This is a genomic window from Hydrogenophaga sp. SNF1 (assembly GCF_034421675.1).
Taxonomy (GTDB): Bacteria; Pseudomonadota; Gammaproteobacteria; order Burkholderiales; family Burkholderiaceae_C; genus Hydrogenophaga; species Hydrogenophaga borbori.
Map to the genome: position 1 here is coordinate 2,305,182 of NZ_CP139793.1, position 25,423 is coordinate 2,330,604.

Consider the following 25,423-nt stretch of genomic DNA (forward strand, 5'->3'; position numbering starts at 1 on the left):
GTGCCCATCGGCGCAGCGTGCGATGCTCGCATTCATCCCTGTTCCAGCACTTGTCGCAGTAGATCGTGCTGCACCGGCTTGTGCAGCAGCGATAACCCCAAGGCCCGGACGTTCTGGGCCACGGGCATCGAGGTATCGGCCGTGAAAACGTGCACGGGCACCGGCCGCACCAGACAGGCGCGAACGGTGCCGATGAACTGCGCCGCGTCGACCTGCCCGCCCAGGTGGTAGTCCGAGAGCACCAGGTCGATTTCGTCCGCGTGCATGATGGCCAGCATGACCGCCTGGTCCTGGTCGGCCGCGCACCAGACCTGGTGGCCCCAGGCCTGCAGCAGCTGCTGCATGGCCTGCAGCACCATGGCGTCGTCGTCGATGACCAGCACCCGCCTCGGGGCGCTGCGGGCCCTTCGTTTCGGGGCGGGCGAGGGCGGCGGCGCCAGCGGGGCCGGAGCGGGTGTGCCGCGGGGCACGGTGATGGAGAACATGGAGCCGCGCCCGGGCGCCGAGCGCACGTTCAGCCGGGCGTCGAGCAGCTTGGCCGAACGCTTCACGATGGACAGCCCCAGGCCGAGGCCGCGCAGGCCGCTGTCGGTCGCGCTGGCCGGGCTGACCTGGTAGAACTCGCCGAAGATGGCGTCGAGCTGGTCGGCCGCGATGCCGATGCCGCTGTCCCAGACCTGTATTTCCACGCACGCGCCGCGGGGCCGAGCGCCCACCAGGACCCGGCCCTTCTGGGTGTAGCGGATGGCGTTGGAGACCAGGTTGTCCACGATGCGGCGCAGCACCACCGGGTCGGTGAACACCCAGGCGCGGGTGGGCACCACGTCCAGGCGCAGGCCCTTGCCGCTGGCCGCATCGCCGAGATCGGCCGCCAGCTCGGCGAACAGGGGGGCGAGGGGCGCCGCGATCGGGTGCACCACCACCGCGTTGGCGTCCAGGCGCGAGACGTCGAGCAGCGAGTTGAGCAGGCGGCCCAGCGCGTCCAGCGAAGCGCCCATGCGCCGCGTCACGTCCTCCAGCGCCGGCAGCGGCAGGTGCCGCGACTGGACGAGGGTTTCCAGGCTGGTGAGGAACAGGCCCAGCGCGTGGATGGGCTGGCGCAGGTCGTGGCTGGCCGCGGAGAGGAAGAGCGACTTGGCGCGGTCGGCCGCTTCGGCCCGGTCCCGCTGGGCGCTCAGGTGGCTGATGAGCTCGTGGATGCGCGCCTGCGCCTCGCGCCGGTCGCGCACGTCGCGAACGATGGCCATGCGCATGCGCTGGCCCTTGCGCTGCAGGGTGCGCCCGATCAGCTCGACCGCGATGCGCGTGCCGTGCCGGTCGACCAGGTGGCATTCCTGCGCCTCGTGCGAGGCCGCGTCGGCGTGGGCCCGGCTGGCCGCCTGGTCCTCCGCGGCGATCAGGTCCAGGAAACGCTGCTCGCGCAGCGCTTCGGCCGAGGTGGAGAGCAGGCGGCAGGCGGCGGGGTTGGCATCGACGATGCGCTCGTCGATGTGCACGACGATGGCGTCGCTGCTCGCGATGACGAAGCGGCGCAGGCGCTCTTCGGAGGCGGTCAGCGCGGACATGGTGGCGTGGTAGGCCGTGGTTTCCAGGGAATCGAGCAGGTGGCCGCTGGGGCGGCCCTGGCCGTCGATGAGGGTGCGCAGCGTGCCTTCCAGCACGCGCAGCTGCCCCTGGTCGTCGTGCGCGCGCCAGATGAAAGGCCGCGCGCCGCCGGCCGGCTGGATGGCCTGAATCTCCTGGCTCAGGTGCGCGAACAGCGCCGGGCCGAACAGGCCGAGCGCCGCCTGGCCCACGGGGTTCTGCCGGTACGGAACCAGCAGCCGCAGCAGGCTCCCGGCCGCGAAGGCGCAGCGCAATTCGGGGCTGGTGTCGAGCTGAATCACCAGCAGCGGCAGGCTGTCGACCATGTCCTGCAGCTGCAGCAGGGCGCGGTCGGTGGTGTCGTGGGCCGTCTGCAGGTCGCTGATGTCGGCGAGCTGGCAGAGGTGGGCCTGGCGCGCGGCCTGCCAATGGCCTTCGCAGCGCACGTGCACGGGCTGGCCGTGGGCGTCGTCGAGCAGGCGCAGGCTCAAGGCGAAGGGCCGCGCCTGGCGCAGGGCCGCGAGCAGGGCGGCGCGGGCGGCGGGCGCGACGATGGACCAGTCCGACCAGTGGCCCGGCAGGCGCGCCTCCAGCGCCCGGCTGGCCGCGCTCAACGCCGTGGGGGTGCCGCCGAACGGCACGGTGAACCGGGCCCCGGGCAGATCAGGGGCCTGGACGTTCATTGACCACGCATCCACGACAGTGCCAATCGGCGTTGAAGTTTGATGGGATTCTGACCACGCAACCCCGCTTTGGGAAGCTGGCCCGGCGGCGCCGGCACCGGGATGGTGCGACGCCAAGGCAGGCGATGCGCCGGTGGGGATTTGCTTCGTCGCCCAAGCGCACTAGCATGGCCGCACCGGCCGGGTGCCGCGTCAGGAGCCGTCCATGAGCGATGCGTCGAACCTGTGGGTGGAGTTGATCAAGGTGTCGCCCAGCCTGCTGATGGCCCTGGTGGCCATCGTGCTGCTCATCGCCAACGCCGATGCCATCGCGCGCCTGCTGAAGAAGGCGACCAAGGTCAGCGCGCTGGGGATCGAAATCGAGGCCTCGGCGGCGTCCCTGGACAAGGCGGTCGAGCTGCGGGGCCTGGACAAGGTGGTGAGCCACCGGGCCCGCATGGCCGTGCTGCGCCGCCTCTCGGCCCATGCGGCCCTGTTGCGGGGCACGCGCCTGCTGTGGGTGGACGACCAGCCGCCCAACAACCGCAACGAGCGGGCGCTGCTCGAGGCGCTGGAGGTGCGCATCGACCTCGCCACCACCAGCGCCGCCGCCGAGCAGTTCCTGCGCAACCACCAGTACCTGCTCATGCTCACCGACGTGCGGCGCGAAGGGATCGCCGACGAAGGCATCCGCTTCGTGCAGGGCCTGGCGGCGAAGGGCTTGCTGCTGCCCGCCATCGGCTACGTCGGCACGGACCAGGGCGGTCTGGCGCGGCCGGCGTTCTTCTTCGGCATGACGAACCGCCCCGACGAGCTGCTGCAGCTGGTGTGCGACGTGGCGCAGCGCGAGGGGGTCTGAGCGTGTTCGTGCAGCGCTGCATCAAGGGGATCTGGGGGGGACCGGGCGGGCTGGCCGGCGAGAACGACGCCGATGCCGAGCGCATCACGCAGGGCGGCGAGGGCATTCGCTGCAACTGGTGGCGCCACCTGGGCCAGCCCGCGCCCGAGCAGGTGGAGGAGCGGCTGCGCGCGCACGAACTGCACGACCACATTCACCAGTACGCCAGCGCCGGGCCGCGCACGCCCTTCATCTCGCTCACCGCGGGCAGCGTCGAGCGCGACCGCGTGGCGAGCATCAACCGGCTGCTCACGGCCGAGGAAGTCGCTCTGCGCTTCGCCACCGACTGGGGCCGGCGCCCGGGCTACCTGTTCCACTGCTGGGTGCTGGTCGGCCTGAACCCGGCGGTGGAGGTGCAGGCCGTTGCCGAAGAGGTGCGTGAGCTGCACACCTACACGCGGTGGTCCGACTTCCAGCTCGAAGGCGAGATCACCGCCAAGCTGCTGGTGCCCTCGCACCAGATCGAACGCTGGGCGTACTGGGACGTTTCCATTGACCCCGCGGCGCCGCTGCGGCAACGCAGCAATCCGCGCTACCGGCCCCCCGAGCGCGTGTCCAACCTGCGCGAGGCCCTGGCCCGATGACGCTGCTGCAAGCCATCACCCGGCAGGCGCCACCGGACGAAACGCAGGAGCTGCGCTCCACGCTGCAGGCCCGGCTGCGCTATCTCATCGCACGGGCCGAGGGCCTGCCAATGGCGGGGCGCGCGCCGGACATGGCCATTGCCACGCTCTGGCTCGACGCCTGCGAAACGGCCAGCTTCCTGGGCGACGACGGGGCCGCGCGCCGGGCCTTGCGCGGCGCCGCGCGCGCGCTCACGCTGGCCGGCAATCCGTTTGGCGAGACCCTGAGCGCCGCGTTTCTCGGCCGCTCGCCGCCGCTGTTCGTGGCGTTGGAAGGCGTGGACGAGATCGCGCCCGTACAGGGTGCCGAACGGGCCTGGGCCGTCTTCAACAGCGCGCAGCGCCAGCCCTGGAACGCCGAGGCCCTGGCGGCGCAGCGGGGCGGCTTCGCCGGTGCCGAGCGGTTCGGCCGCCTGGGCTGGACCCAGGACGAGCTGCTGTCGGTGGTCACCGAGGGCCGCGAGCAGCGCCAGGCCTTTGTCGCCACCCACCTGCTGGCGCAGTACCACGCCTTGCGCGCGGCCCAGCGCAATACCGACCTCTGGCGGCGCCAGCTGGCGCCCGTGGCGCTGTTCGACATGGAACTGGCCGTGCTGATCCGCCATGGCCTGGCCGAGCGCTGGGGCGAGGTGAGCACCCATTGGACGGCGCAGACCGTGGAGGACCCCGAGCGGCGCGACTTCATGCGGGCCTATCTCGACAGCGTGTCCCGCCTGATCGAACCCGAACCGGGCGGCGAGCTGCCGCTCCGGGTGGAGCAGCCGGTCTGAGCCCGCCGCGCGGCGGCGGCCATTGACGCCCGGCGGCCTCGCGGCGAGCATCGCCCCATGTCGCTCGATACCTGGCTCATCTACCTGGCCGCCGCCATCGGCCTGTCGCTGTCGCCCGGCCCCAACGGCCTGCTCGCGCTCACGCACGGCGCCCTGCACGGGCGCCGGCTCACGCTCTACACCATCGCCGGCGGGGCACTGGGCTTCGTGCTGGTCATCGCGCTGTCCATGTTCGGCATCGGCGCGCTGCTCAAGACCTCGCTGGTCTGGCTCACGGTGTTGAAGTGGGTGGGCGGCGCTTACCTGGTGTGGCTGGGCATCCAGGTGTGGCGCTCGCCGCCGCTGGGCGAGGGCATGGCGCAGGCCGCGGCGCCGCGCAGCGGGGCCTCGCTGTTTCGCCAGGGGCTGCTGTCGGCGGTGAGCAATCCCAAGGCCGTGCTGTTCTTCGCGGCCTTCCTGCCGCAGTTCATCGACCCGGCGCGCGGCCTCGTGATGCAGTTCGTGCTGATGGCGGGCACCTTCGCGCTGGTGGAGATCCTCACCGAGCTGTTCATCGCCAGCGCCGCGAACCGCATCCGCCCTTGGCTGCAGCGCACGGGCAAGGCGTTCAACCGGGCCTGTGGCGGCGTGTTCGTGGCCATCGGCCTGGCCTTGCCGCTGCGCGGCTGAGGGCGCGTGCCGGCCTGGCCGGCGCGCGGCGGGGCCTTCAGAAGTCGGTGTTCACCGTGGAGCGGGTGAAGGCCTCGTTGTGGTCGATGAGTTCGTCCAGGGCCTTCGCGGCCAGGGCTTCGTCGCCGTCGGCGATGGCCTGCGAGATGCGGGCGTGCAGCACCGCGATGGGCTGCGTGTCGTCGGCCTGGCGGTGGTGCATGAACCAGAAGCGCCGCGACAGCCCATGCATGAGGCCCATGGCGCCGCTGGCGAACTCGTTGCGCGCGGCGCGCAGCGACAGGTCGTTGAAGGCCTTGTCGGCGCGCATGAAGCGCGTCTGGTCCTTGGCCTTGGCGGCGGCGTTGAATTCTTTGGCCAGTTCGGCGAACTGCTGGCGCTCCTGGTCCGTGGCGCGGCGCGCGGCGCAGCGCGCCACCAGGCGCTCGACCTCCCGGCGCGTTTCGAGCAGCCGCAGCTGGCGCTTGATGTCCAGCGCCGACACCAGCACGCCGCGCTGCGGCAGGATCTGCACCAGGTGTTCGCGGGCCAGGCGCTGCAGCGCCTCGCGCACCGGTGTGCGCCCGATGCCCAGGCGGGCCGACAGCTCGGCCTCGCTGAGCGCGGTGCCGGGCAGCAGTTCGAGCTGGACGATCAGCGCCTCGATGCGCTCATAGGCCTGGGTGGTCAGGCTGCTGGGCCGCGCTGCGGGCGCGTCGGCCGGGGAAGTGGCCTTGCTGCCGGCCTTCTTCGCGGTGGCCCGCGCGGTGCTGGGGGTCCCTGGTGTTTTTTTCGCCGTCGCTTTTCTCATGGGCGCGATTCTCCGGAAAGTTCTCCGTGGTAGGCATGGTGCACGATGCGGGCATAGGCCTCGCTGGCCGGCCCCCCTGGCCAGGCCTTGGTCAGCCGCGTCACCGCCAGGCCGTCCGACACCAGCTGAGCCAGTTGTGATGGCCCGACGCCGAAACTTATCAGATCGCCGGCCAGGCCCAGCCGGCGCACCAGCGCGCGCGTGAGCACCGGCGCCTGCCGGGCCAGGGTCAGCGGGTCGTCGCCCGTGGCGCCCGCCAGGCGCGCGATCTCGGCGAGTTCGTCGCGCCGTGTCTCGACCAGCGCGTCCATCACGTAGGGCAGCATCACCGCGTTGGTGCTGCCGTGGCTGGCGTGCGTCAGTCCGGCCAGGGCATAGGCCAGGCCGTGCACCGCGTTCAGGCCCGCGGTGGCGTAGGACATGGCCGCGTACAGGCTGGCGCGCGCCATGGCGTTGCGGGCGGCGCGGTCGTTCGGCCGCTCGAAGGCCGTGGCCAGGTGGGTGAAGGCCAGCGCCGTGGCCTGGCGCGCGAACTGCACGGTCAGTTCGTTGCGGCCGCTGTAGCCCGGGTCGGGGTCGTCACCGTTGTCGAAGAGCGCCGCGTCCAGGGTCAGCCAGGACTCGATGGCGTGCGTCAGGGCGTCCAGGCCCGCGTCGGCCGTGACGCGCGGCGGGCAGGTCCAGGTCAGCTCCGGGTCGATCAGCGCGATCGCGGGCCGCAGCGCGTTGGCCATCAGCGCCACTTTGGTGGCGCTGCCGGGCTGCACCAGGATGGCGCCGGGCGTGATCTCCGAGCCGGTGCCGGCCGTGGTGGGCACGGCCACCAGCGGCAGCGGCGCCGCCGGCCAGTTCGCGCGGTCCATCAGCTCGGCCACGGGCCGGCCGCTGGGCAGGGCGACGCTGAGCGCCTTGGCCAGGTCGATGTTGCTGCCACCGCCCCAGGCGATCAGGTGGTCGGGCCGCGCGCCCTGTTCGCGCACCCAGGCGCTGGCGCGGTCGGCCAGGGTGGTGGACGGGTCGGGCTCGCCGCCGTCGAACACGCGCACCGCGATGCCCTGCGCGCGCAGCGCCGACAGCACCTCGGCCAGGGCGGGGCTGTTCTGCTGGAACCAGGCGTCGGTGACGACGAGGGCCTCGCGCCAGCCCAGGCTTTTGCAGAGCGGCGCGAGGCGGTGGCGGGCGCCGTCGGCGCAGATGACGCGGGGTGGCGTGCACAGGGTGACGGGCTGATCGGAGAGGGGAAGGTGGGACATCAGGGTCAAAACGGATAGGCGTTGCGGAAGGTCTGTGAAACCATTGAAACACTATTGATATGTTACTTGTATGGCAAATCCTTCCATCGACCGATCGGCACAAACCCTCGAATGCAGGCTGGTGGGGCAGGGCGCTCCCTTGCTGTTGCTGCACGGCATCCAGGGCACGTCCGAGGCCTGGGCGCCTGTGCTGCCCGCGCTGCTGGCGCGCCGCTGCGTCCTGCCCAACCTGCCCGGGCGTGGGCTGTCGCCTCGCTGGCGCGCGGACCAGCCCATGGCGCACGCGAGCTACTACCACCTGGACCACTACGCCGACCTGGTGCACGCGCTGGTGACCGAGCTGGCGCAGCGCACCGGTTCGCCGGTGGCCGTGGCTGGCTGGAGCATGGGCGTGAGCGTCATCCTGAACCTGCTGGCGCGCCACGGCGATGCCGCGCTGGAGCGCCTGGTGCTCGTGTCGGGCACCGCCTGCGCCACGCCGGGCGCGGTGTGGTTTCGCGGCGAGACGCCCGAGGCCCTGGAACGCGAGGCCCGCGAGCGCGCCGAGCGCCTGCAGCTGAAAGCCGTGGCCGATGCCGACGCGGTGGCCGCCAGCTGGGCCTCGGTGCGCGGCGCCGACCTGCGCGCGGTGGCGCGTGGCATCCGCCGCCCGACCCTGGTGGTGCATGGCGACCGCGACGGCGACTGCCCGTTCGAGCACGGCCGCTGGCTGGCCGATCACGTGCCCGGCGCGGCCTGGCTGCCCTTGCCCGGGGTGGGGCACTCGGTCATGACCCAGGCGGGCGAGGCCCTAGGGTCTTCCATGAGTGCCTTCCTCGGTTCTTGACATGCCTATGATCGACTTCTACTATTCGACTAGTATGTTAGTTGGATTGCACAGGAGACGAAGCCATGATGACTGAAAAGCAGCGCCGATTCCGAGAGAAGTACAAGGGCGGCATCAGCCCCTTCTACAACGGCATCGTGCACACCAGCGTGATGTTTGCCGCCGGCATCGCGGCGCTCTGGTATTGCGCGCAGCGGCTCGACAACCCGACCTGGGAATGGCTGCTGGTGCTGCCCGTGTTCCTGGCGGGCAACTTCATCGAGTGGTTCATGCACAAGTACGTGATGCACCGCCGCATCGACGTCTTCGCGCTGCGCGCCATCTATGAGCGCCACACGCGCGAGCACCACCAGTACTTCACCGACAACGACATCACCATCGACACGACGCGCGAGTTCCGCATCGTGTTCTTTCCCTGGCGCGTGCTCATCGTGCTGGGCGTCTTCGGCACCGGCCTGGGCTGGATCGCGGCGCAGATCTTCAACCCCAACGCGGGCTACATCCTGTTCATGACCATGGTCTGCCACTACCTGGTCTATGAGGTGTTCCACCTGTGCTGCCACGTGCACGAGAACTGGTTCGTGCGGAACATGCCCTTCATCAACACCATCCGCCGCCACCACACCGCGCACCACAACCAGGGGATCATGATGCACAAGAACATGAACCTCAGCTTTCCCATCTTCGACTGGATCATGGGAACCAGCGACCTGGACCGCGGCCTGATCGGCACGCTGTTCAACGGCTACGACGAGCGCTACATCAAGCCCGAGTTGAAGCCCATCGTCGCGCGCTTTCGCAACAACGAAACGCAGGAGCAGCGCGTCACGCTCGACGGCCCCGAGCTGACCGCCGAGGAAAAGCAGGCCCTGGCCTGAACATACGGGCCACGGTCTGAACACATACCCACACGCAGGAGACAACAGATGAAGCGACGTCAACTCATCGGCACCGGCCTGGCCGGCGCCGGCCTGCTGGCCAGCGCCAGCGCCAACGCCCAGTCCGGCCCCACCTACAACTGGAAGATGGCCACCGGCTGGGCGGGCGGTCCCTTGATGGACATCGGCGCCAAGGCCTTCGCCGAGCGCATGAACCAGCTCTCGGGCGGGCGCTTCAAGATCCAGACCTTCCCGGGCGGCGGTCTGGGCAATGCGCTGAAGGTGCCCGAGACGGTGAAGAACGGCCTGGCCGAATGCGGCCACACCTGGATCGGCTACGACTGGGGCAAGGACGTCACCACCGCGCTGTTCGGCGGCTACGCCGGCAGCTTCGACGCCGAGCGCATGCTGCACTGGCTCTACGAGGGCGGCGGCGTGGAGCTGCAGCGCGAATTCCGCGAAGGCGCCGACGGCGTCATCTCCTTCCCGCTGTTCATGCGCACCGCCGAGGTCTTCGTGCACTCGCGCAAGCCGGTGAAGACGCTGGAAGACCTCAAGGGCCTGAAGCTTCGCACCGCTGGCGCCTGGCTGGAAATGTCCAAGGAACTGGGCGCGGCGCCGGTGACCACGGCCGGCGGCGACATCTTTCCCATGCTGGAGCGCGGCGCGATCGACGCGGTGGAGTGGGGCACGCCGTGGGAGAACGTCTCCTCGGGCTTCTACAAGGTGGCGCGCTACCTGAGCTACCCGGGCGTGCACCAGCCCTGCGCCCCGTTCGAGCTGGTGCTCAACAAGGGCGTGTGGGACAAGATGCCCGAGGCCGACCGCAAGCTGGTCGAGGTGGTGGCCAAGCTGGTCACCTTCGAGAGCTGGGCCCGCATCGGCGCGGAGGATGCCAAGGCCTTCGAGTTCTACAAGAAGAACGGCGTCACCCTGATCGAGCTGGACGACGAGGTGCAGTTCGCCACCCGCAAGATCGGCCTGGACTGGGCCGACAGGACCGCCAAGGAAGGCAAGTCGAAGTGGTTCGCCAAGGTGCACGAAAGCCAGAAGGCGTTCGATGCCGCCTGGCGCGACGCCGACGACTGGCGCAAGGTGAAAGTCAAGCGCACCTGATGCGAATGGGCGGCGCGCACCGCTCCCGGTGCGCGTCCGCGAACGGCGGCCGCGCGCCGCCGCCTTTTTGATTGGGGTTTTCCTTGAATCGACTGATTGACCTCGCCGAGCGCTGGGTCGTGGGCGTTGGCGTGCTCGCGGCCTTGTTGCTGGTGCCCCTGGTGCTGGCCACCACCTGGGAGGTGGTGTCGCGCTACGCGCTGCACGCGCCCACCATCTGGGCCTACGAGATCGGCTACACGCTGACCGGCGCCCACTTCCTGCTGGCCCTGGCCTACACCCTGCGCCAGGGCGAGCACATCCGCATCGACGTGCTCAGCGTGTTCCTGTCGGCGCGCGCGCGCCGCCGCATCGACACCGTGGTGTATGCGCTGCTGCTGCCCATCCTGGTCTGGGTCTCCTGGACGCTGTGGCACTACATGGCCGAGGGCTTCGCGCGCGGCGAGACCTCGGGCCAGTCGGCCCTGAACCTGCCGGTGTGGCCCTTCCGCGCGGTCTTCACGCTGGCCTTCGCCACACTGGCGCTGCAGGTGCTGTGCGAACTGCTCAAGTCCTTCGTCCGCCGCGACACGGAGGCGCAAGGGTCATGATGGAATACCTGCCCTTCTTCATGCTGCCCGTCACCTTCGGGCTGATGTTCCTCGGTGTGCAGGTGGCGTTCGCGATGCTGCTCACCGCCACCATGTTCGGCCTGATCACCTTCGGTCCGGCCGTGGCGCACCAGTTCGTCGAGAAGATCGACGACCTCGCCTCCAACTTCGTCTTCGCCGCCATTCCGCTGTTCGTCTTCATGGGCGCGGTGCTGGAGAAGTCGGGCATCGCCGACCGGCTGTTCGAGGCCATCCACATCTGGACGCGGCGCCTGCCGGGTGGCCTGGCCATCGCCACGGTGCTGATGTGCATCGTGTTCGCTGCTTCCAGCGGCGTCATCGGGGCCACCGAATCCGTGGTGGGCCTGCTGACCATCCCCATCATGCTGCGCTACGGCTACGACAAGCGCCTGATCAGCGGGGTCATCTGCGCCGGCGGCTCGCTGGGCACCATCATCCCGCCGTCGGTGGTGGTGGTGGTGATGGGGCCGCTGGCCGACGTGTCGGTGGGCGACCTCATGTACGGCATGGTGTTCCCCGGCCTGCTGATGGCCGGCCTGTACCTGGTCTACATCCTGGTGCTGTGCATCGTGAAGCCCGAGCACGGCCCGCGCATTCCGCGCGAGCCCGGCGAGCCGGGCTTCGCCGAGAAGCTGGGCATCACCCTGCGCAACCTGGTGCCGCCGCTGCTGATGATCGTCGCGGTGCTGGGCTCCATTCTGGGCGGCCTGGCCTCGCCCACCGAGGCCGCGGCCATCGGCTGTGTGTGCGCGGTGCTGCTGACCATGCTCTACCGCCGCTTCACCTGGGCGGGCCTGTACGACTCGCTGCTGAAAACCGTGCGCGTCACCGCCATGATCATGGCGGTGCTGCTGGGCGGCACGCTGTTCACCGGCGTGTTCGTCGGCGGCGGCGGCATCAGCCTGGCCAGCACGGTGATCGAGCAGTTCCAGCTCGGCCCCTGGGGACTGGTCTTCCTGCTGCTGCTGATCCTGTTCATCGCCGGCTTCTTCCTGGACTGGATCTCGATCGTGCTGATCTTCCTGCCGATCTTCACGCCGCTGGTGACGGCCGCGGGTTTCGACCCGGTGTGGTTCTGCATCCTGTTCCTGATCATGATCCAGACCAGCTACCTCACGCCGCCGCTGGCGCCCGCGATCTTCTACCTGCGCGCCGTGGCGCCGCCCGAGATCACCATGCGCCACATGTACGCGGGCATGGTGCCTTTCATCCTGCTGCAGGTCCTGGTGCTGGCGGTGACGATGGTCTGGCCCCAGATGGTGACCTGGCTGCCCGGCTGGGCCATGCAACTGCGCTGAAGGAGAAACGACCATGGACCAACGACCTGTGGAGCGCGTGCGCACCGACGTGCTGGTCATCGGCGGCGGCGCCACCGGCGTGGCCGCGGCCTGCACGGCGGCGCGCGCCGGCCTGTCGGTGCTGCTGGTGGAGCGCTACGGCTTTTGCGGCGGCGGGGCGGTGGCGGGCCTGTCCGGCACCATCTGCGGCCTCTACGAGGCCAGCGACACGCCGGTGACGCCGCGCCAGCTGGTGCACGGTTTCGTCGACGACTTCATCGCCCAGATGGAGTCGCGCGGCGGGCTCACCGAGCCCATGCTCTACGGCAAGACCTTCACGCGCGTGCATGAGCCGCTGGCCTGGCGCGAAAGCGCCGACGCCCTGCTGGCCCAGGCCGGCGTGCGCGTGCTGTACCACGCGCTGGCCACCGGCGTGCACCGCGACGGCGACCTGGTGGGTGGCGCGGCCATCTGGACCAAGTCGGGCATGCTCGACGTGCGCGCGCCCATCACCATCGACGCCAGTGGCGACGCCGATCTGCTGGCCATGGCGGGTTTTCGCACCTGGTGCGGGGCCGACGGCGTGGTGCAGAACCCCACCATGATCTTTCGCCTGCAGGGCGTGGACACGGCGCGCTTCATTGCCGAATACGGGCACGACACCATCATGCCGGCGGCCGTGAGCGAGCGCATCCTGGCGGCGCAGAAGGGCGGCCTGGACCTGCCGCGCGCCAAGATCTGGCTCTTCACCACCACGCGACCCGGCGAGCTGCTGTGCAACTGCACCCGCGTGCGCGGCGCCGACGGCCGCGAGCTCAACGCGGCCATCGCCGCCGACCTGAGCGAGGCCGAGCCCCAGGGCCGCGCGCAGGTGCGCGCCTATGAGCGCTTCTTCCGCGAGAACCTCGCCGGCTGCGAGAACGCCTGGGTCAACGACACCGGCGTGCAGGTGGGCGTGCGCCAGACGCGCCAGGGCGCGGGCACCGCGGTGCTGCGCAACAGCGACGTGGTGGCCGGCAGCAAGTTCGCCGACGGCGTGGCGCGCTCGCCCTGGCCGATCGAGCTGCACGCCGGCAGCAAGCCGCGCGTGGAATGGCTGCTGGGCGACTTCTACGAAGTGCCTTACGGCTGCTTCGTGCCCGAGGTGGGCGAGGGCCTGCTGTTCGGCGGACGCTGCCTGTCGGCCGAGCACGAGGCCGTCGCCTCGGCGCGCGTCACGGCGCAGTGCTTCTCCTACGGCCAGGCGCTCGGCGTGGCGGCCACGCTGGCCGTGCGCGAACGGCGCCAGCCCCGGGCCATCGACGGGCGCGAGGTGCGCACCGAACTCAACCGCCAGGGCGCGCGGCTGGACGACTGAACCCTTTCCAGGACACCAATGACCTATCGCAGCAACTTCGAACGCGGCTCCACCCGCTGGGCCGTGCGCATGGCGCAATGGACGGCCATGGGCATTCCCGAGAGCGACTTCGACAAACCGAAGATCGCCGTGGTCAACACCTCCAGCGGCCTGTCGGTGTGCTTCTCGCACCTGGACCGCATCTCGAAGATGGTGCAGGACGCCATCCGCGCCGCCGGCGGGCTGCCGTTCGAGATCCGCACCGCCGCGCCCTCGGACTTCATCACCAGCGCCGGGCGCCAGGGCCGCTACCTCATGCCCACGCGCGACCTCATCGTCAACGACATCGAGGTGCAGGTCGAGGGCGCGGAACTCGACGGCATGCTGCTGCTGTCCAGCTGCGACAAGACCACGCCGGCCCACCTGATGGCCGCCGGCCGCCTGGACGTGCCCAGCCTGGTGCTGGCCTGCGGCTACCAACTGGGCCGCCAGTGCGGCGAGCACCACGTCGACATCGAGGAGGTCTACAAGGCCGTGGGCACGGTGAAGGCGGGCCAGCTCTCGCTCGACGGCCTGGAGGGCATGTGTCGCGCCGCCATCGACGGCCCGGGCGTGTGCGCCGGCCTGGCCACGGCCAACTCCATGCACTGCCTGGCCGAGGCCCTGGGCCTGGCGCTGCCGGGCAACGCGCCGATCCGCGCCGACGGCCCGCGCCTGCCCGCCCTGGCCGCCGAGGCCGGCGCGCGCATCGTCGAGCTGGTGCGCGAAGGCCTGCGGCCGCGCCAGATCCTCACGCCCGCCGCGCTGCGCAACGCCGTTCGCACCGCGGTGGCCATGGGCTGCTCGGTGAACGTCATGCGCCACCTCATCGCCATCGCCACCGAGGCCGAATGCCCGGTCGACGTCATCGCCGAGTTCGAGGCCTGCGCCGACACCGTGCCCATGCTCACGCAGATCCGCCCCAACGGCCCCGACCGCATCGAGGACCTGGACGCCGCGGGCGGCGTGCGCGCGGTGATGCAGCGCATGGGCCCGCTGGTGGACGGTGGCGCGCTGAGCGTGTCCGGGCGCACGGTGGGCGAGGTGCTGGCCGAGCCGCTGGCCATCGACGACCAGGTCATCCGCACGCTGGACGAACCTTTCGCGCGCGAGCCCGGCCTGATGGTGATCCGTGGCTCGCTCGCGCCCGACGGCGCGCTGGTCAAGCTGGCCGCCGTGCCCGCCGGCATCCGCCGCTTCGTGGGCACCGCCAAGGTCTTCGAGGACGAGTCCCTGGCCATCGACGGCCTGCGCACCGGCGCCGTGCAGCCGGGCCAGGTGATCGTGCTGCGCATGCTGGGGCCGCGCGGCGGCCCGGGCACGGTGTTCGCGGCCAGCTTCATGGCGGCCCTGGTGGGGGCGGGGCGCGGCGCCGACGTGGCCGTGGTCACCGATGGCGAGCTCTCCGGCCTCAACAGCGGCATCACCATCGGCCAGGTCATGCCCGAGGCCGCCGAGGGCGGTCCACTGGCCGCCGTGCGCGACGGCGACACGGTCGAGATCGACCTGAACGCGCGCCGCATCGAACTGGCCGTGCCGGCCGAGGAGATCGCCGCGCGCCTGCGCGACTTCAAGCCGCCGGTGCCGCAGGGCCGCTTCGGCTGGCTGCACCTGTACGGGCAGCTGGTACAACCGCTGTCCAAGGGCGCGGTGCTGGGCGAGCGCGCGCCGCTGAAGTGACACGAAAGGGCATCCGATGACCGCCATGGCCGAACGCGCCGAGCGCTTTGTCGAGCTGCACCGCCGGGGCTGCTTCATCGTGCCCAACCCCTGGGACCGCGGCTCGGCCGTGCTGCTGGCGGGGCAGGGCTTCCAGGCCCTGGCCAGCAGCAGCGCCGGCCACGCCTTCGCCCTCGGCCTGCCCGACGGCGGGCTGGGCCGCGAGCGCACCATCGCCCATGTGCGCGACCTGGCCCAGGCCACGGCGCTGCCCCTCACGGCCGACCTGGAGAACGGCTTCGGCGACGACCCGCAGGACTGCGCCGACACCGTCCGTGCCGCCGCCGAGGCGGGCGTGGTGGGTGGCTCCATCGAAGACGCCACCGGCCGCGCCGACGACCCGATCTACCCCTTCGACGCCGCCGTGGCGCGCGTGCGCGCGGCGGTACGGGCGGCGCGTGCGCTGCCCCATCCCTTCGTGCTCACCGCGCGGGCCGAGAACCTGCTGTGGGGCCGGCCCGACCTGGACGACACCATCCGCCGCCTGCAGGCCTTCGCCGAGGCCGGTGCCGACGTGCTCTACGCCCCCGGCCTGAAGACCGCCGAGCAGGTGGAGCGCGTGGTGCGCGCGGTGGCGCCCCGCCCGGTGAACGTGGTGATGGGCCTGGCCGGCGGCACGCTCACCCGCGCCGAGCTGGAGCGCCTGGGCGTGCGCCGCATCAGCGTGGGCTCCTCGCTGGCGCGCGCGGCCTACGCGGCGCTGCTCAAGGCCGGCGAGGAAATGAACGGCCCGGGCAGCTTCGGCTACGCGGCGGGCCTGCCCGGGCTGGGCGCGTTCAACCAGATGTTCCGCTAGGCCGCCGCGCCCGTGTCCGTGCCCGCGCCGGGCCGCGCCGGGCCGGGCACGGCGGGCCGTGCCTCAGGCCCGCAGAAGCCGGGCCGCCTGCGTGTGCGTCCAGGCCTCGAACAGGGTCCAGGCGCCGGCGCCGATGAACAGCACCCCCACCAGCACCAGCAGCAGCGGCAGCCCCACCAGCACCAGCAGCGCGCCGAACACATAGGCCATGGTGGTGGGCATGCCGTAGATGGCGCGCGTCTGGTCGTTGCGCATGGCCAGGGCGCGGAAGCTGCCGTTCTTCATGCGCCCGGCCAGGGTCACGCGCTCGCCGTCCTGCACGTCGGGCATGTTCATGAGCTTGATTTCGGCGGGCTGCCCGTCCACGCGGAAGGCGATCACCTGCTTGGTGTGCACGTTGCCGCCGTTCTTGCCGATGTGGCCCGAGGTTTCCGAGGAATGGCGGATGCCGCTGACGGTGCCGGACAGGGTGATGAGGGACATGGTCGCGAAGCCTGCGTGGATGGACTGGACGCGACGATAGGCAGGCGCGCGCCGCGCGGCACCTCCCAAATGGGAGGTGCGGATGGGAGGTGCGGCTGGCGAGCGCGGATCGCGCGGCGCCGGGGTCACCCCGGACCGAGGGGGCGCGGCAGGTCGCGGCGGATGCGCTCGACCAGCGCGGCCTGGCGGTGCGTGCCCGTCTTGCCGAACACCGCCTTGAGCCGCGTGCGCGCCGTGCCGTAGGTGATGCGCAGGGCCTCGGCCGCCTCGCGCAGGCTCAGGCCTTCGCACAGCGCGTGGGCCAGGCGGGCCTCGGCGGGCGTAAGGTGGTACAGGCCCTGCAGCACCTCGGTGGGTGGGCCGTCGCGCGGGGCGCCCGCCGGTCCCAGCGACACCAGCACGCAGCGCCGCGGGCTGTGCCAGGAGGACAGCGGCAGCGTCCAGCCCGAGGCGCGCAAGGCCAGCGGCAGGCGGCTGGCGCCGCGCGCCAGGGTCAGCGTGTCGGGCACCGAGGCCGCGCGCAGCGAGCCCGCCGCATGCGCCTTGAGCCAGGCGGTGAAGCGCGGGCGCTGGCCGGGGTGCAAGGGCTCGACGCCGCCGTGGCGCAGCTGCAGGCCGTCGCGGCGCGCCAGCCAGTCCAGCGCGGCCCGGTTGCCGTGCAGCAGCCGGCCGCCGTCGTCCAGCAGGAGCAGGGCGTCGCCCAGGCCGTCGAGCATCGCGGCCAGGCCGTCCCGCGTGGCGCGCAGGGCGTCGAGGTGCTGGCGCACGCGCAGCGCCCGCACGAAATGCACGCTGAGCTGCTCGAACAGGCGAACCTCGGCGGCGTTGAAGCGGGGCAGGTCGGGCGCGCGCAAGAGCGTCACGTTGGCGATGGCGCGGCGGTCGCTGGTGAGCGTGTTGCCGATGCTGTGGTGAAAGCCCTGCGGCACCATCCACTCGTGGTAGTAGCTGGAGCGAAAGAGCGCGCCGCGCTGGCGGGTGAAGGCGTCGAGGCGCTCGTTGGTGCGCACCATGCCCTGGCGGTGCAGGGCGGTGGAGTGCACGTTCCAGGGGTTGTCGGGCGCGAAGTAGAAGCGGTTGAAGTGGCCCACCCAATAGGGCGACACGCCGGCCAGGTGGGCCTCGCCGATCTCGCGCGTGGCGAAGTCGAGCACGTAGAAGGTCTCGGCCTCGGTGCGGAACGCGGTCTTGAGCCGGCGCAGCACCGCAGGCCAGTGCGCGGCGTCCAGCGCGGCGTCGTAGATGGCCTCGGTCAGGGCGTGGGTGGCGGGCGCGTCCATGAGCGCATGGCTTGTAGCATCCGCGGCCCTGGCGCACAAGGTGTCGGCGCGGCGACATTCGCCCCGAGGCCCATCGGGTAAGCCCCGCTGGTCACCCCCGGTCCGCGCTGCCTACGATGCCGCCATGAGCATCTACGACCAGCACCTGGACCGCACCCCGGCCAATTTCGTGGCCCTCTCGCCCGTGAGCTTCGTCGAGCGAACGGCCGAGGTCTTTGGCGACATGCCCGCCGTGGTGCACGGCGCGCGGCGCCTCAACTGGGCCCAGGTGCGCGAGCGCGCCGCCCGCCTGGCCGCCGCGCTGCGCGCCCTGGGCATCGGCCCCGGCGACACGGTCAGCACCCTGCTGCCCAACACGCCCGAGATGGTGGAAGCGCACTACGCCATTCCCGCGCTGGGCGCCGTCATCAACACCCTCAACACGCGCCTGGATGCCGCCCTGCTGGCCTGGCAGATGAACCACTGCGAGGCCAAGGTGCTGATCACCGACCGCGAGTTCGCGCCGGTGGTGGCCCAGGCCCTGGCCGCCCTGGGCCGGGGCATCGTGGTCATCGACGTCTGCGACAGCGAATACAGCGGCCCGGGTGAGCGCCTGGGCGCCCACGAGTACGAGGCCCTGCTGGCCGCGCACGCGCCGCTGCCGCGCCTGGACGGCCCCGCCGACGAGTGGGACGCCATCGCCGTGAGCTACACCAGCGGCACCACCGGCGACCCCAAGGGCGTGGTCACGCACCACCGGGGGGCCTACCTCAATGCCGTCAGCAACGTGGTCACCTGGACCATGCCGCAGTTTCCGCGTTACCTGTGGACCCTGCCCATGTTCCATTGCAACGGCTGGTGCTTCCCCTGGACGGTGGCGCTGCAGGCCGGTGTGCACGTCTGCCTGCGCCGCGTGGAGCCGGGTGCCATCCTGGCCGCCATGCGCGAGCACGGCGTGGACCACTACTGCGCCGCGCCCATCGTGCACAACGGCATCCTCTCCGCCGTGGGCGCCGACCCGGCGCTCAAGCACGGCATCGGCGCCGTGCGTGGCATGGTGGCGGGCGCCGCGCCGCCGGCCGCCATGATCGAAGGCATGGCGCGCCTGGGCTTCCAGATCACCCACGTCTATGGCCTCACCGAGGTCTATGGCCCGGCCTCGGTGGCCGTGGCGCGGCCCGGCTGGGCCAGCGCCGAACTCGGCGAGCAGGTGCGCCTGAACGGCCGCCAGGGCGTGCGCTACCCGCTGCAGGAAGGCATGACCGTGATGGCGCCCGAGACCCTGCAGGAGGTGCCCGCCGACGGCCAGACCATGGGCGAGATCATGTTCCGCGGCAACATCGTCATGAAGGGCTACCTGAAGAACCCCGCGTCCACCGCCAAGGCCTTCGAAGGCGGCTGGTTCCACACCGGCGACCTGGCCGTGCTGGAGCCCGACCGCTACGTGAAGATCAAGGACCGCAGCAAGGACGTGATCATCAGCGGCGGCGAGAACATCAGCTCCATCGAGGTGGAAGACGCCCTGTACCGCCACCCCGCCGTGATGGCCTGCGCCGTGGTGGCCAAGCCCGACCCGAAGTGGGGGGAATCGCCGCTGGCCTTCGTGGAGCTGCGCCCCGGCGCGCAGACTACGGAAGCCGAACTCATCGCCCACTGCCGCACGCTGCTGGCCGGCTACAAGGTGCCCAAGGCCGTGCGCTTCGAGGCCATCCCCAAAACCAGCACCGGCAAGATCCAGAAGTTCGAGCTGCGCGAGCGCGCCAAGAGTTCGAGCGCCATCGAATGACCGAGCGAGACAGACCATGAACGACCGGCTTGACCCCTCCATCGCCCACGAACCCCTGCGCTACGAGCGCGACCCGCGCGGCGTGGTCACGCTCACGCTGAACCGCCCGCAGTCCTTCAACGCCCTGAGCGAGGGCATGCTGGCCGCGCTGCAGGCCGCCGTGGACCGCGTGGCCGCCGACGAGGGCGCGCGCGTGGTGGTCATCGCCGCCGAGGGCAAGGCCTTCTGCGCCGGGCACGACCTGAAAGAGATGCGCGCCGAACCCTCGCTGGACTACTACAACCGCCTGTTCGCCCAGTGCGGGCGCTTCATGATGGCCGTGCAGCAGCTGCCCGTGCCCGTCATCGCACAGGTGCAGGGCATCGCCACGGCGGCGGGCTGCCAGCTGGTGGCCATGTGCGACCTGGCCGTGGCCGTGCGCGAGGCGCGCTTTGCCGTCAGCGGCATCAACGTGGGCCTGTTCTGCAGCACGCCCAGCGTGGCACTGAGCCGCAACCTGGGCCGCAAGGCCGCCTTCGAGATGCTGGTGACGGGCGACTTCATCGGCGCCGAGGAGGCGAAGGCCAAGGGCCTGATCAACCGCGTGGTGGACGCCGCCGACCTGGCGGCCGAGGTGGCCAGGCTGGTGGACAGCATCCTCGCCAAGCCGCGGATGGCCATCGCCGCCGGCAAGGGCCTGTTCTACCGCCAGCTGGAAACCGGCATCGCCGCCGCCTACGACGACGCGGCCCGCACCATGGCCTGCAACATGATGGACCCGAGCGCGCTGGAAGGCGTGCAGGCCTTCATCGACAAGCGCAAGCCCAACTGGTGAGCGGCCCATGAAAGCCGCGTTCTACGAAGCCGTGGGCCCGGCCCACGAGGTGCTGCAGCTCGCCGACATCCCCGAACCGCAACCCGCCCCCGGCGAGGTTCGCGTGCGGGTGGCCTGGTCGGGTGTGAACCCCTCGGACGTGAAGTCCCGCGCCGGCCTGCGCAGCCAGACGCTGCCGTTCCCGCGCATCGTGCCGCACAGCGACGGCAGCGGCGTCATCGACGCGGTGGGCGAGGGCGTGAGCCGCGCGCGCATCGGCGAGCGCGTGTGGCTGTGGAACGCCGCCTGGGGCCGCGCGCACGGCACCGCCTGCGAGGCCCTGTGCCTGCCGCAGCGGCAGGCCGTGCGCCTGCCCGACGCCGCCAGCGGTGAGGCCGGCGCCTGCCTGGGCATTCCCGCGCTCACCGCGCTGCACGCGGTGCTGATGGACGGCGGCGTGGCCGGCAAGACCGTGCTGGTGGCCGGTGGCGCGGGCGCCGTGGGCCACTGCGCGGTGCAGCTGGCCAGCCAGTTCGGCGCGGCGCGGGTCATCGCCACCGTGAGCTCCGACGACAAGGCGCGCATCGCGCGCGAGGCCGGTGCCGACGCGGTGGTGAACTACAAGACCGAGCCCCTGGCCGAGCGCATGGCCGAGCTCACGCAAGGGCAGGGCGTGGACCGCATCATCGAGACCGACATGGCCGCCAACGCCGCCGCCAACCTGGACATGCTCAGGCCCGGCGGCGAGGTGGTGGCCTACGGCAGTGGCGCCTCGCCCCTGGCCATTCCCTTCTACCCGCTGATCGTGAAGAACCTGCAGCTCAAGTTCTTCATGGTCTACCACCTGAGCGAGTCCGACCGCGCGCGCGCCACCGGCACGCTCAACCGCCTGCTGGAGCGCGGCGCGCTGCGCTTCCCGATCGCCGAGCGCCTGCCGCTGGAGCGCATCGCCGACGCGCACCAGCGGGTGGAAAGCGGCCGCGCCGTGGGCAACGTGGTGCTGCGCGTGGGCGCGGCCGGAGACACCCCATGACCACCCCACCCACCAAGGGCCACCTCTACACCCCCATTGCCCACGTGCGCGGCGGCCGCGCCGAGGCCACCAAGGACGGCTGGGGCCCGAACCGCTCGCGCATCGAACTGTGCGACCCGCGCCTGGGCCCCGACAGCCTGCTCGGCCTGGACCAGGTCTCGCACATCGAGGTGGTCTTCCACTTCCATGTGGACGAACAGGAGCCCGTTGAAACCGGCGCCCGCCACCCGCGCCACCGCGCCGACTGGCCGCGCGTGGGCATCTTCGCGCAGCGCGCGCGCATGCGGCCCAACCGCATCGGCCTGAGCATCTGCCGCGTGCTGGGCGTGAGCGGCACCACCATCGAGGTGGAGGGCCTGGACGCCGTGGACGGCACGCCCGTGCTCGACATCAAACCCGTGTGGAGCGCCACGCTGCCGCGCGGCGAGTTGCGCGAACCCGCCTGGGCCCAGGCCCTGATGGCGAACTACTGGTGACACCCCCCAGCCATGCAAGACGACATCCCCACCCTGAGGCGCGTGCTCAAGGACTGCCGCACCATCGCCGTGGTCGGCCTCTCGGCCGAATGGCACCGGCCCAGCTACTTCGCGGCCAAGTACATGCAGGAACACGGCTACCGCATCGTGCCGGTGAACCCCAAGTACCCCGACATACTGGGCGAGACCAGCTATGCGCGGCTGGAGGACATTCCCTTCCCCGTGGACATGGTCGACGTGTTCCGCAAGGAGCAAGACATTCCGCCCATTGCGAAGAGCGCCGTTGCCATCGGCGCCAAGTGCCTGTGGCAGCAGCTGGGCCTGCGCAATGAAGAGGCCGACCGCATCGCCACCGAGGCCGGTCTGGACAGCGTGTGGGACCGCTGCGTGAAGATCGAACACGCGCGCCTGTTCGGCGGCCTGAACTGGGCCGGCGTGAACACCCAGGTCATCTCCGCAAAAAGGCCGGTGTGACATGGCCGACCGACAGTTCCACCCCGAGACCCTGGCCATCCACGCCGGGCAGATCCCCGACAGCAGCACCGGCTCGCGCGCGCTGCCCATCTACCAGACCACCAGCTTTGTCTTCGACAGCGCCGAACACGCCGCCAGCCTGTTCAACCTGCAGACCTTCGGCAACGTCTACTCGCGCCTGAGCAACCCCACCGTGTGTGCGCTGGAAGAGCGCGTGGCCGCGCTGGAAGGCGCGCGCGCCGCCGTGGCCTGCGCCAGCGGCATGGCCGCCGAAACCCTGGCCCTGACCACCCTGCTGCAAAGCGGCGACCACGTGGTGGCCGCCGGTGCCCTGTACGGCGGCAGCGTGACCATGCTGGCCGTGAGCCTGCGCAAGTTCGGCATCGAAACCACCTTCGTCGATGCAACGAACCCCGACGCCTTTGCCGCCGCCATGCGGCCCAACACCCGCGCCGTGTACGCCGAGACATTGGGCAACCCCAGCATGGTGGTGCTGGATATCGGGGCAATAGCCGACGTGGCCCACGCCCACGGCGTGCCCCTGATCGTGGACAACACCGTGCCCAGCCCCTTTCTGTGCAACCCGGTGAAGCTGGGCGCGGACATCGTCATCCACAGCGCGACCAAGTACCTGGCCGGCCACGGCACCACCCTGGGCGGCGTGGTGGTGGAGGGCGGCAAATTCCCCTGGGACAACGGCAAATTCCCCGGCATGACCGAGCCATCGCCCGGCTACCACGGCGTGAAGTTCTACGAAACCTTTGGCGACTTTGGCTTCAGCATGCGCTGCCGCATGGAAGGCCTGCGCGTCTACGGCGCCTCACTGGCGCCCACCAGCGCCTGGCAGATATTGCAGGGCGTGGAAACCCTGCCGCTGCGCATGGAACGCCACTGCGCGAACGCGCTGGCCCTGGCCCAGTTTTTGAAAGACGACCCGCGCGTGAGCTGGGTGAACTACCCCGGGCTGGAGGACCACCCGCAGCACGCGCTGATGAAGCGGCAGATGCGCGGCGCATCCGGCCTGCTGGCCTTTGGCGTGAAGGGCGGGATGGAGGCCGGCGTGCGCTTCATCGAAAGCGCGCAGTTCATGAGCCACCTGGTGAACATCGGGGATACGCGAACGCTGATCTCGCATCCGGCGAGCACGACGCACCGTCAATTGGATGAGGCTCAGCAGATTGCTGCGGGGGTGCTGCCGGACATGATTCGGATATCGGTCGGGCTGGAGCACATTGAGGACATTCTTTGGGATGTGGGGCAGGGGTTGGGGAGGGCGACTTCTATTAAGTAGTCTGGTGCTAATATCCTTCGACAACTGCTGTGGTTGCTTTTTTAGAGCGTTGAGGTGTTCATGAAATCTGTCGCGATGTTTAATAACAAAGGAGGGGTGGGGAAAACTACACTGCTTTGCAATTTGGCAGCCTATTTATCTATTCAGATGGGTGTTCGGGTGTTGTTGGTTGATTGCGATCCGCAATGCAATACGACTCAGCTCGTTATGGGGGAGGAGTTTGCGTCTTCTTTTTATTGGAATGATCATCATGAGCCTGCAACTACGATTGCGGATCTTATGAGGCCAATTCAGGAGGGGGATTCGCAAATTAGTGATCAATTCGCCCCGATTTATCGAGACAGAAACCGCTTCCAGTGTGACGTTATTGCAGGACATCCTGATTTCTCGTTTTTGGAAGACCGGCTCAGTTTGGCTTGGTCAGAGGTGTCGGCTGGGCAGATCGGAGGCTACAGAAAAACTAACTGGGCGCGTTTGCTGTGCTCGAAAGTTGCGGAGCACTATGATTTGATTCTTTTTGATGTTGGGCCAAGCCTTGGGGCAATTAATAGAAGTGTTCTCTTGGGGTGTGACTATTTTGTTACGCCAATGGGTTCGGATATCTTTAGCATTTTAGGGGTTCGAAACATACAGAGGTGGCTTAGCGATGCTATTGCCACGTACGAGCATGGCGTTCGACGATGTGATGAGTTGACTGCAGGCGCGTTGGATCGATACGACATTCCTAGGGTACCTAGCATCAGGTCTGGATTTGTCGGGTATACGCTAAATCAATACCTTACTAAATCCAAGGGTGGCGAGCGAATCGCTACGGATCGATATGAGGAAATTTTGCGCAAAGTTCCCCAGGAAATCGCTCAGTTGCAGGCCAATTTTGGCGCGCCGACCTTGAATGGAGGCGATGCAAAGTTGGGAGACGTTCCTCATATGTATAGCTTAATCCCACTCGCGCAGACTAGAGCGGCACCTATTGGCGAACTCGCCTCTAGAGATGGGATTGTGGGCTCGCACTACAAAATGATTGAAAATTACGAAGGGAGGATGCAGGAAATTGCAACGAACTTCATCGTCAATACCGGCTTGGAGTAGATGATGATTGAATGGGGAGGGTCCTTGATAAAGGAGTTGGCCGCTAGGAGATGTATCGTCTTCTTGGGGGCAGGGGCTTCTGCCGATTGCACGCCAACTGTCGGTGATTTGACTCGTCGTCCACCTAGTTGGACTCAGTTGTTGCGTGCGTTAGCGAGTAAATTGCCTGAGGCGAGTGCGGATAGAGCTTTTGTCGAGAAACAGATCGACGAATTTAAATACTTGGATGCAGCGGAGATTATTGCGGCTTCTCTTAATGCTGCTGATCATGCCGATTGCATGCGGCAAATTCTTGAGCTACCAAGATTTTCGCAATCTTCCGTGCATGAATCAATATTGGCTCTTGACCCTAAAATCGTGATAACGACCAACTACGATACGATCTACGATAGATATTGCACAAAAGGAAGTGCGGCCGATGGCTACAATATTATTCGCTACACTGACCACCATCTTGTTCAGCAATTGCGATCGCCTGCGCGGATAATTGTTAAGGCTCATGGATGTATTACCAATACAGACAATCTTGTACTTACTAGATCGAGCTATTTTAATGCTCGGAGATTGCATCCGCATTTTTTCAAAATTCTGGATGCTCTTTGTCTCACTCATACGATATTGTTTGTGGGCTACAGCTTGAATGATCCAGATGTTCAGTTGGCGTTGGAGAATGCGAATATTTCTGCACCCAGTACGAATAGGCACTACTTTGTTGTGGAGAGAGGTGCCCATGCAGCTTTGAAAAATGCCGCTGCGAAGGCATTTAATTTGGAGTTTCTTGAGTTTGATCAAGGAGACTATGTGGGGCTCCAAGAATCCCTTCGGCAGCTCGTGGATAGGGTGCTGGCCTATCGGAATGAAAATCCCGATGCCTAGGGAAGGTCTGCACAAC

25 protein-coding genes are annotated in these 25,423 nt (G+C 69.0%); 20 read left to right on the plus strand and 5 right to left on the minus strand.

The window, feature by feature from the left end:
- Nucleotides 1-32: 32 nt before the first annotated feature.
- Nucleotides 33-2,267 carry an ATP-binding protein gene (locus tag SOM08_RS10960; protein ID WP_322470665.1) on the minus strand — a complete coding sequence of 745 codons (2,235 nt, stop codon included), beginning with the start codon at nucleotides 2,265-2,267 and terminating at the stop codon, nucleotides 33-35.
- A 205-nt stretch (nucleotides 2,268-2,472) separates the two neighbouring features.
- Here SOM08_RS10960 and SOM08_RS10965 point away from each other — a divergent pair, with 205 nt between their 5' ends.
- From SOM08_RS10965 to SOM08_RS10980, 4 genes are read left to right on the plus strand one after another with little or no spacing between them, the layout of a single operon-like run.
- Nucleotides 2,473-3,105, plus strand: a complete 633-nt coding sequence (locus tag SOM08_RS10965; protein ID WP_116957966.1) for a response regulator — start codon at nucleotides 2,473-2,475, stop codon at nucleotides 3,103-3,105.
- 2 nt (nucleotides 3,106-3,107) lie between these two features.
- Complete coding sequence (locus SOM08_RS10970) at nucleotides 3,108-3,728, plus strand: hypothetical protein (RefSeq protein ID WP_116957967.1); 621 nt, start codon at nucleotides 3,108-3,110, stop codon at nucleotides 3,726-3,728.
- Nucleotides 3,725-4,537, plus strand: a complete 813-nt coding sequence (locus SOM08_RS10975) for a hypothetical protein (protein ID WP_116957968.1) — start codon at nucleotides 3,725-3,727, stop codon at nucleotides 4,535-4,537. Before SOM08_RS10970 ends, SOM08_RS10975 begins: the two co-directional genes overlap by 4 nt.
- Nucleotides 4,538-4,594: 57 nt before the next feature.
- Complete coding sequence (locus SOM08_RS10980; RefSeq protein WP_116957969.1) at nucleotides 4,595-5,206, plus strand: LysE family translocator; 612 nt, start codon at nucleotides 4,595-4,597, stop codon at nucleotides 5,204-5,206.
- A 37-nt stretch (nucleotides 5,207-5,243) separates the two neighbouring features.
- Here SOM08_RS10980 and SOM08_RS10985 read toward each other — a convergent pair whose 3' ends face one another.
- Together SOM08_RS10985 and SOM08_RS10990 are read right to left on the minus strand one after the other, a co-directional pair.
- The gene (locus tag SOM08_RS10985) at nucleotides 5,244-5,996 is read right to left on the minus strand and encodes a GntR family transcriptional regulator (RefSeq protein ID WP_322470666.1); all 753 of its coding nucleotides are present in this window, start codon (nucleotides 5,994-5,996) and stop codon (nucleotides 5,244-5,246) included.
- Nucleotides 5,993-7,249, minus strand: a complete 1,257-nt coding sequence (locus SOM08_RS10990; RefSeq protein WP_116957971.1) for an iron-containing alcohol dehydrogenase — start codon at nucleotides 7,247-7,249, stop codon at nucleotides 5,993-5,995. The genes SOM08_RS10985 and SOM08_RS10990 overlap by 4 nt, the downstream gene beginning before the upstream one ends.
- Nucleotides 7,250-7,319: 70 nt before the next feature.
- Between SOM08_RS10990 and SOM08_RS10995 the strand changes: the two genes are divergently transcribed.
- The 8 genes from SOM08_RS10995 (at nucleotide 7,320) to SOM08_RS11030 (ending at nucleotide 15,847) form a co-directional block, all read left to right on the plus strand.
- Nucleotides 7,320-8,075, plus strand: a complete 756-nt coding sequence (locus SOM08_RS10995) for an alpha/beta hydrolase (RefSeq protein ID WP_322470667.1) — start codon at nucleotides 7,320-7,322, stop codon at nucleotides 8,073-8,075.
- Nucleotides 8,076-8,140: 65 nt separating this feature from the next.
- The gene (locus SOM08_RS11000; protein WP_116957973.1) at nucleotides 8,141-8,953 is read left to right on the plus strand and encodes a sterol desaturase family protein; all 813 of its coding nucleotides are present in this window, start codon (nucleotides 8,141-8,143) and stop codon (nucleotides 8,951-8,953) included.
- A 48-nt stretch (nucleotides 8,954-9,001) separates the two neighbouring features.
- Nucleotides 9,002-10,069: a TRAP transporter substrate-binding protein DctP gene (gene dctP, locus SOM08_RS11005; protein WP_070398680.1), complete on the plus strand. Its 1,068-nt coding sequence runs from the start codon at nucleotides 9,002-9,004 to the stop codon at nucleotides 10,067-10,069.
- 83 nt (nucleotides 10,070-10,152) lie between these two features.
- Nucleotides 10,153-10,659 (plus strand): TRAP transporter small permease subunit, encoded by a 507-nt coding sequence (locus SOM08_RS11010; protein WP_116957974.1) that lies wholly within the window; start codon nucleotides 10,153-10,155, stop codon nucleotides 10,657-10,659.
- A complete protein-coding gene (locus tag SOM08_RS11015) occupies nucleotides 10,656-11,978 on the plus strand; it encodes a TRAP transporter large permease subunit (RefSeq protein ID WP_322470668.1) in 1,323 nt (440 codons plus the stop codon). Before SOM08_RS11010 ends, SOM08_RS11015 begins: the two co-directional genes overlap by 4 nt.
- Nucleotides 11,979-11,991: 13 nt before the next feature.
- The gene (locus SOM08_RS11020; RefSeq protein ID WP_322470669.1) at nucleotides 11,992-13,314 is read left to right on the plus strand and encodes an FAD-dependent oxidoreductase; all 1,323 of its coding nucleotides are present in this window, start codon (nucleotides 11,992-11,994) and stop codon (nucleotides 13,312-13,314) included.
- An 18-nt stretch (nucleotides 13,315-13,332) separates the two neighbouring features.
- Nucleotides 13,333-15,012 (plus strand): dihydroxy-acid dehydratase, encoded by a 1,680-nt coding sequence (locus tag SOM08_RS11025; protein WP_322470670.1) that lies wholly within the window; start codon nucleotides 13,333-13,335, stop codon nucleotides 15,010-15,012.
- A gap of 16 nt (nucleotides 15,013-15,028) precedes the next feature.
- On the plus strand, nucleotides 15,029-15,847 hold the full coding sequence (locus tag SOM08_RS11030) for an isocitrate lyase/PEP mutase family protein (RefSeq protein ID WP_116957978.1): 819 nt from the start codon (nucleotides 15,029-15,031) through the stop codon (nucleotides 15,845-15,847).
- 63 nt (nucleotides 15,848-15,910) lie between these two features.
- Here SOM08_RS11030 and SOM08_RS11035 read toward each other — a convergent pair whose 3' ends face one another.
- Complete coding sequence (locus SOM08_RS11035) at nucleotides 15,911-16,330, minus strand: hypothetical protein (protein ID WP_070398675.1); 420 nt, start codon at nucleotides 16,328-16,330, stop codon at nucleotides 15,911-15,913.
- Nucleotides 16,331-16,455: 125 nt separating this feature from the next.
- A complete protein-coding gene (locus SOM08_RS11040; RefSeq protein ID WP_116957979.1) occupies nucleotides 16,456-17,610 on the minus strand; it encodes a helix-turn-helix transcriptional regulator in 1,155 nt (384 codons plus the stop codon).
- 124 nt (nucleotides 17,611-17,734) lie between these two features.
- Between SOM08_RS11040 and SOM08_RS11045 the strand changes: the two genes are divergently transcribed.
- Genes SOM08_RS11045 through SOM08_RS11080 form a run of 8 tightly spaced genes read left to right on the plus strand, consistent with a single transcriptional unit; the run spans nucleotide 17,735 to nucleotide 25,407 of the window.
- Nucleotides 17,735-19,375, plus strand: coding sequence for an acyl-CoA synthetase (locus tag SOM08_RS11045; RefSeq protein ID WP_116957980.1), 1,641 nt, complete (start codon nucleotides 17,735-17,737; stop codon nucleotides 19,373-19,375).
- A 16-nt stretch (nucleotides 19,376-19,391) separates the two neighbouring features.
- Nucleotides 19,392-20,189: an enoyl-CoA hydratase gene (locus SOM08_RS11050; protein WP_116957981.1), complete on the plus strand. Its 798-nt coding sequence runs from the start codon at nucleotides 19,392-19,394 to the stop codon at nucleotides 20,187-20,189.
- A gap of 7 nt (nucleotides 20,190-20,196) precedes the next feature.
- Nucleotides 20,197-21,201: an NADPH:quinone reductase gene (locus tag SOM08_RS11055; protein WP_322470671.1), complete on the plus strand. Its 1,005-nt coding sequence runs from the start codon at nucleotides 20,197-20,199 to the stop codon at nucleotides 21,199-21,201.
- Nucleotides 21,198-21,677 (plus strand): SAM-dependent methyltransferase, encoded by a 480-nt coding sequence (locus SOM08_RS11060; protein WP_116957983.1) that lies wholly within the window; start codon nucleotides 21,198-21,200, stop codon nucleotides 21,675-21,677. The genes SOM08_RS11055 and SOM08_RS11060 overlap by 4 nt, the downstream gene beginning before the upstream one ends.
- A gap of 12 nt (nucleotides 21,678-21,689) precedes the next feature.
- A complete protein-coding gene (locus SOM08_RS11065; RefSeq protein ID WP_116957984.1) occupies nucleotides 21,690-22,151 on the plus strand; it encodes a CoA-binding protein in 462 nt (153 codons plus the stop codon).
- A gap of 1 nt (nucleotide 22,152) precedes the next feature.
- Nucleotides 22,153-23,442, plus strand: coding sequence for an O-acetylhomoserine aminocarboxypropyltransferase/cysteine synthase family protein (locus SOM08_RS11070; protein ID WP_322470672.1), 1,290 nt, complete (start codon nucleotides 22,153-22,155; stop codon nucleotides 23,440-23,442).
- A gap of 60 nt (nucleotides 23,443-23,502) precedes the next feature.
- A complete protein-coding gene (locus SOM08_RS11075; RefSeq protein ID WP_322470673.1) occupies nucleotides 23,503-24,531 on the plus strand; it encodes a ParA family protein in 1,029 nt (342 codons plus the stop codon).
- Complete coding sequence (locus tag SOM08_RS11080) at nucleotides 24,532-25,407, plus strand: SIR2 family protein (protein ID WP_322470674.1); 876 nt, start codon at nucleotides 24,532-24,534, stop codon at nucleotides 25,405-25,407. It abuts the gene before it with no gap.
- Nucleotides 25,408-25,423 lie beyond the last annotated feature (16 nt).

Coding starts and splice junctions, on each gene's coding strand:
- dctP (WP_070398680.1), top strand. CDS start 9,002: ATGAAGCGACGTCAACTCATCGGCACCGGCCTGGCCGGCGCCGGCCTG.
- SOM08_RS11060 (WP_116957983.1), top strand. CDS start 21,198: ATGACCACCCCACCCACCAAGGGCCACCTCTACACCCCCATTGCCCAC.
- SOM08_RS11045 (WP_116957980.1), top strand. CDS start 17,735: ATGAGCATCTACGACCAGCACCTGGACCGCACCCCGGCCAATTTCGTG.
- SOM08_RS11075 (WP_322470673.1), top strand. CDS start 23,503: ATGAAATCTGTCGCGATGTTTAATAACAAAGGAGGGGTGGGGAAAACT.
- SOM08_RS11025 (WP_322470670.1), top strand. CDS start 13,333: ATGACCTATCGCAGCAACTTCGAACGCGGCTCCACCCGCTGGGCCGTG.
- SOM08_RS11040 (WP_116957979.1), bottom strand. CDS start 17,610: ATGGACGCGCCCGCCACCCACGCCCTGACCGAGGCCATCTACGACGCC.
- SOM08_RS11055 (WP_322470671.1), top strand. CDS start 20,197: ATGAAAGCCGCGTTCTACGAAGCCGTGGGCCCGGCCCACGAGGTGCTG.
- SOM08_RS10965 (WP_116957966.1), top strand. CDS start 2,473: ATGAGCGATGCGTCGAACCTGTGGGTGGAGTTGATCAAGGTGTCGCCC.
- SOM08_RS10980 (WP_116957969.1), top strand. CDS start 4,595: ATGTCGCTCGATACCTGGCTCATCTACCTGGCCGCCGCCATCGGCCTG.
- SOM08_RS11080 (WP_322470674.1), top strand. CDS start 24,532: ATGATGATTGAATGGGGAGGGTCCTTGATAAAGGAGTTGGCCGCTAGG.
- SOM08_RS11000 (WP_116957973.1), top strand. CDS start 8,141: ATGATGACTGAAAAGCAGCGCCGATTCCGAGAGAAGTACAAGGGCGGC.
- SOM08_RS11050 (WP_116957981.1), top strand. CDS start 19,392: ATGAACGACCGGCTTGACCCCTCCATCGCCCACGAACCCCTGCGCTAC.
- SOM08_RS11035 (WP_070398675.1), bottom strand. CDS start 16,330: ATGTCCCTCATCACCCTGTCCGGCACCGTCAGCGGCATCCGCCATTCC.
- SOM08_RS11070 (WP_322470672.1), top strand. CDS start 22,153: ATGGCCGACCGACAGTTCCACCCCGAGACCCTGGCCATCCACGCCGGG.
- SOM08_RS11065 (WP_116957984.1), top strand. CDS start 21,690: ATGCAAGACGACATCCCCACCCTGAGGCGCGTGCTCAAGGACTGCCGC.
- SOM08_RS10975 (WP_116957968.1), top strand. CDS start 3,725: ATGACGCTGCTGCAAGCCATCACCCGGCAGGCGCCACCGGACGAAACG.
- SOM08_RS11030 (WP_116957978.1), top strand. CDS start 15,029: ATGACCGCCATGGCCGAACGCGCCGAGCGCTTTGTCGAGCTGCACCGC.
- SOM08_RS10990 (WP_116957971.1), bottom strand. CDS start 7,249: ATGTCCCACCTTCCCCTCTCCGATCAGCCCGTCACCCTGTGCACGCCA.
- SOM08_RS10985 (WP_322470666.1), bottom strand. CDS start 5,996: ATGAGAAAAGCGACGGCGAAAAAAACACCAGGGACCCCCAGCACCGCG.
- SOM08_RS11020 (WP_322470669.1), top strand. CDS start 11,992: ATGGACCAACGACCTGTGGAGCGCGTGCGCACCGACGTGCTGGTCATC.
- SOM08_RS11015 (WP_322470668.1), top strand. CDS start 10,656: ATGATGGAATACCTGCCCTTCTTCATGCTGCCCGTCACCTTCGGGCTG.
- SOM08_RS10995 (WP_322470667.1), top strand. CDS start 7,320: ATGGCAAATCCTTCCATCGACCGATCGGCACAAACCCTCGAATGCAGG.
- SOM08_RS10960 (WP_322470665.1), bottom strand. CDS start 2,267: ATGAACGTCCAGGCCCCTGATCTGCCCGGGGCCCGGTTCACCGTGCCG.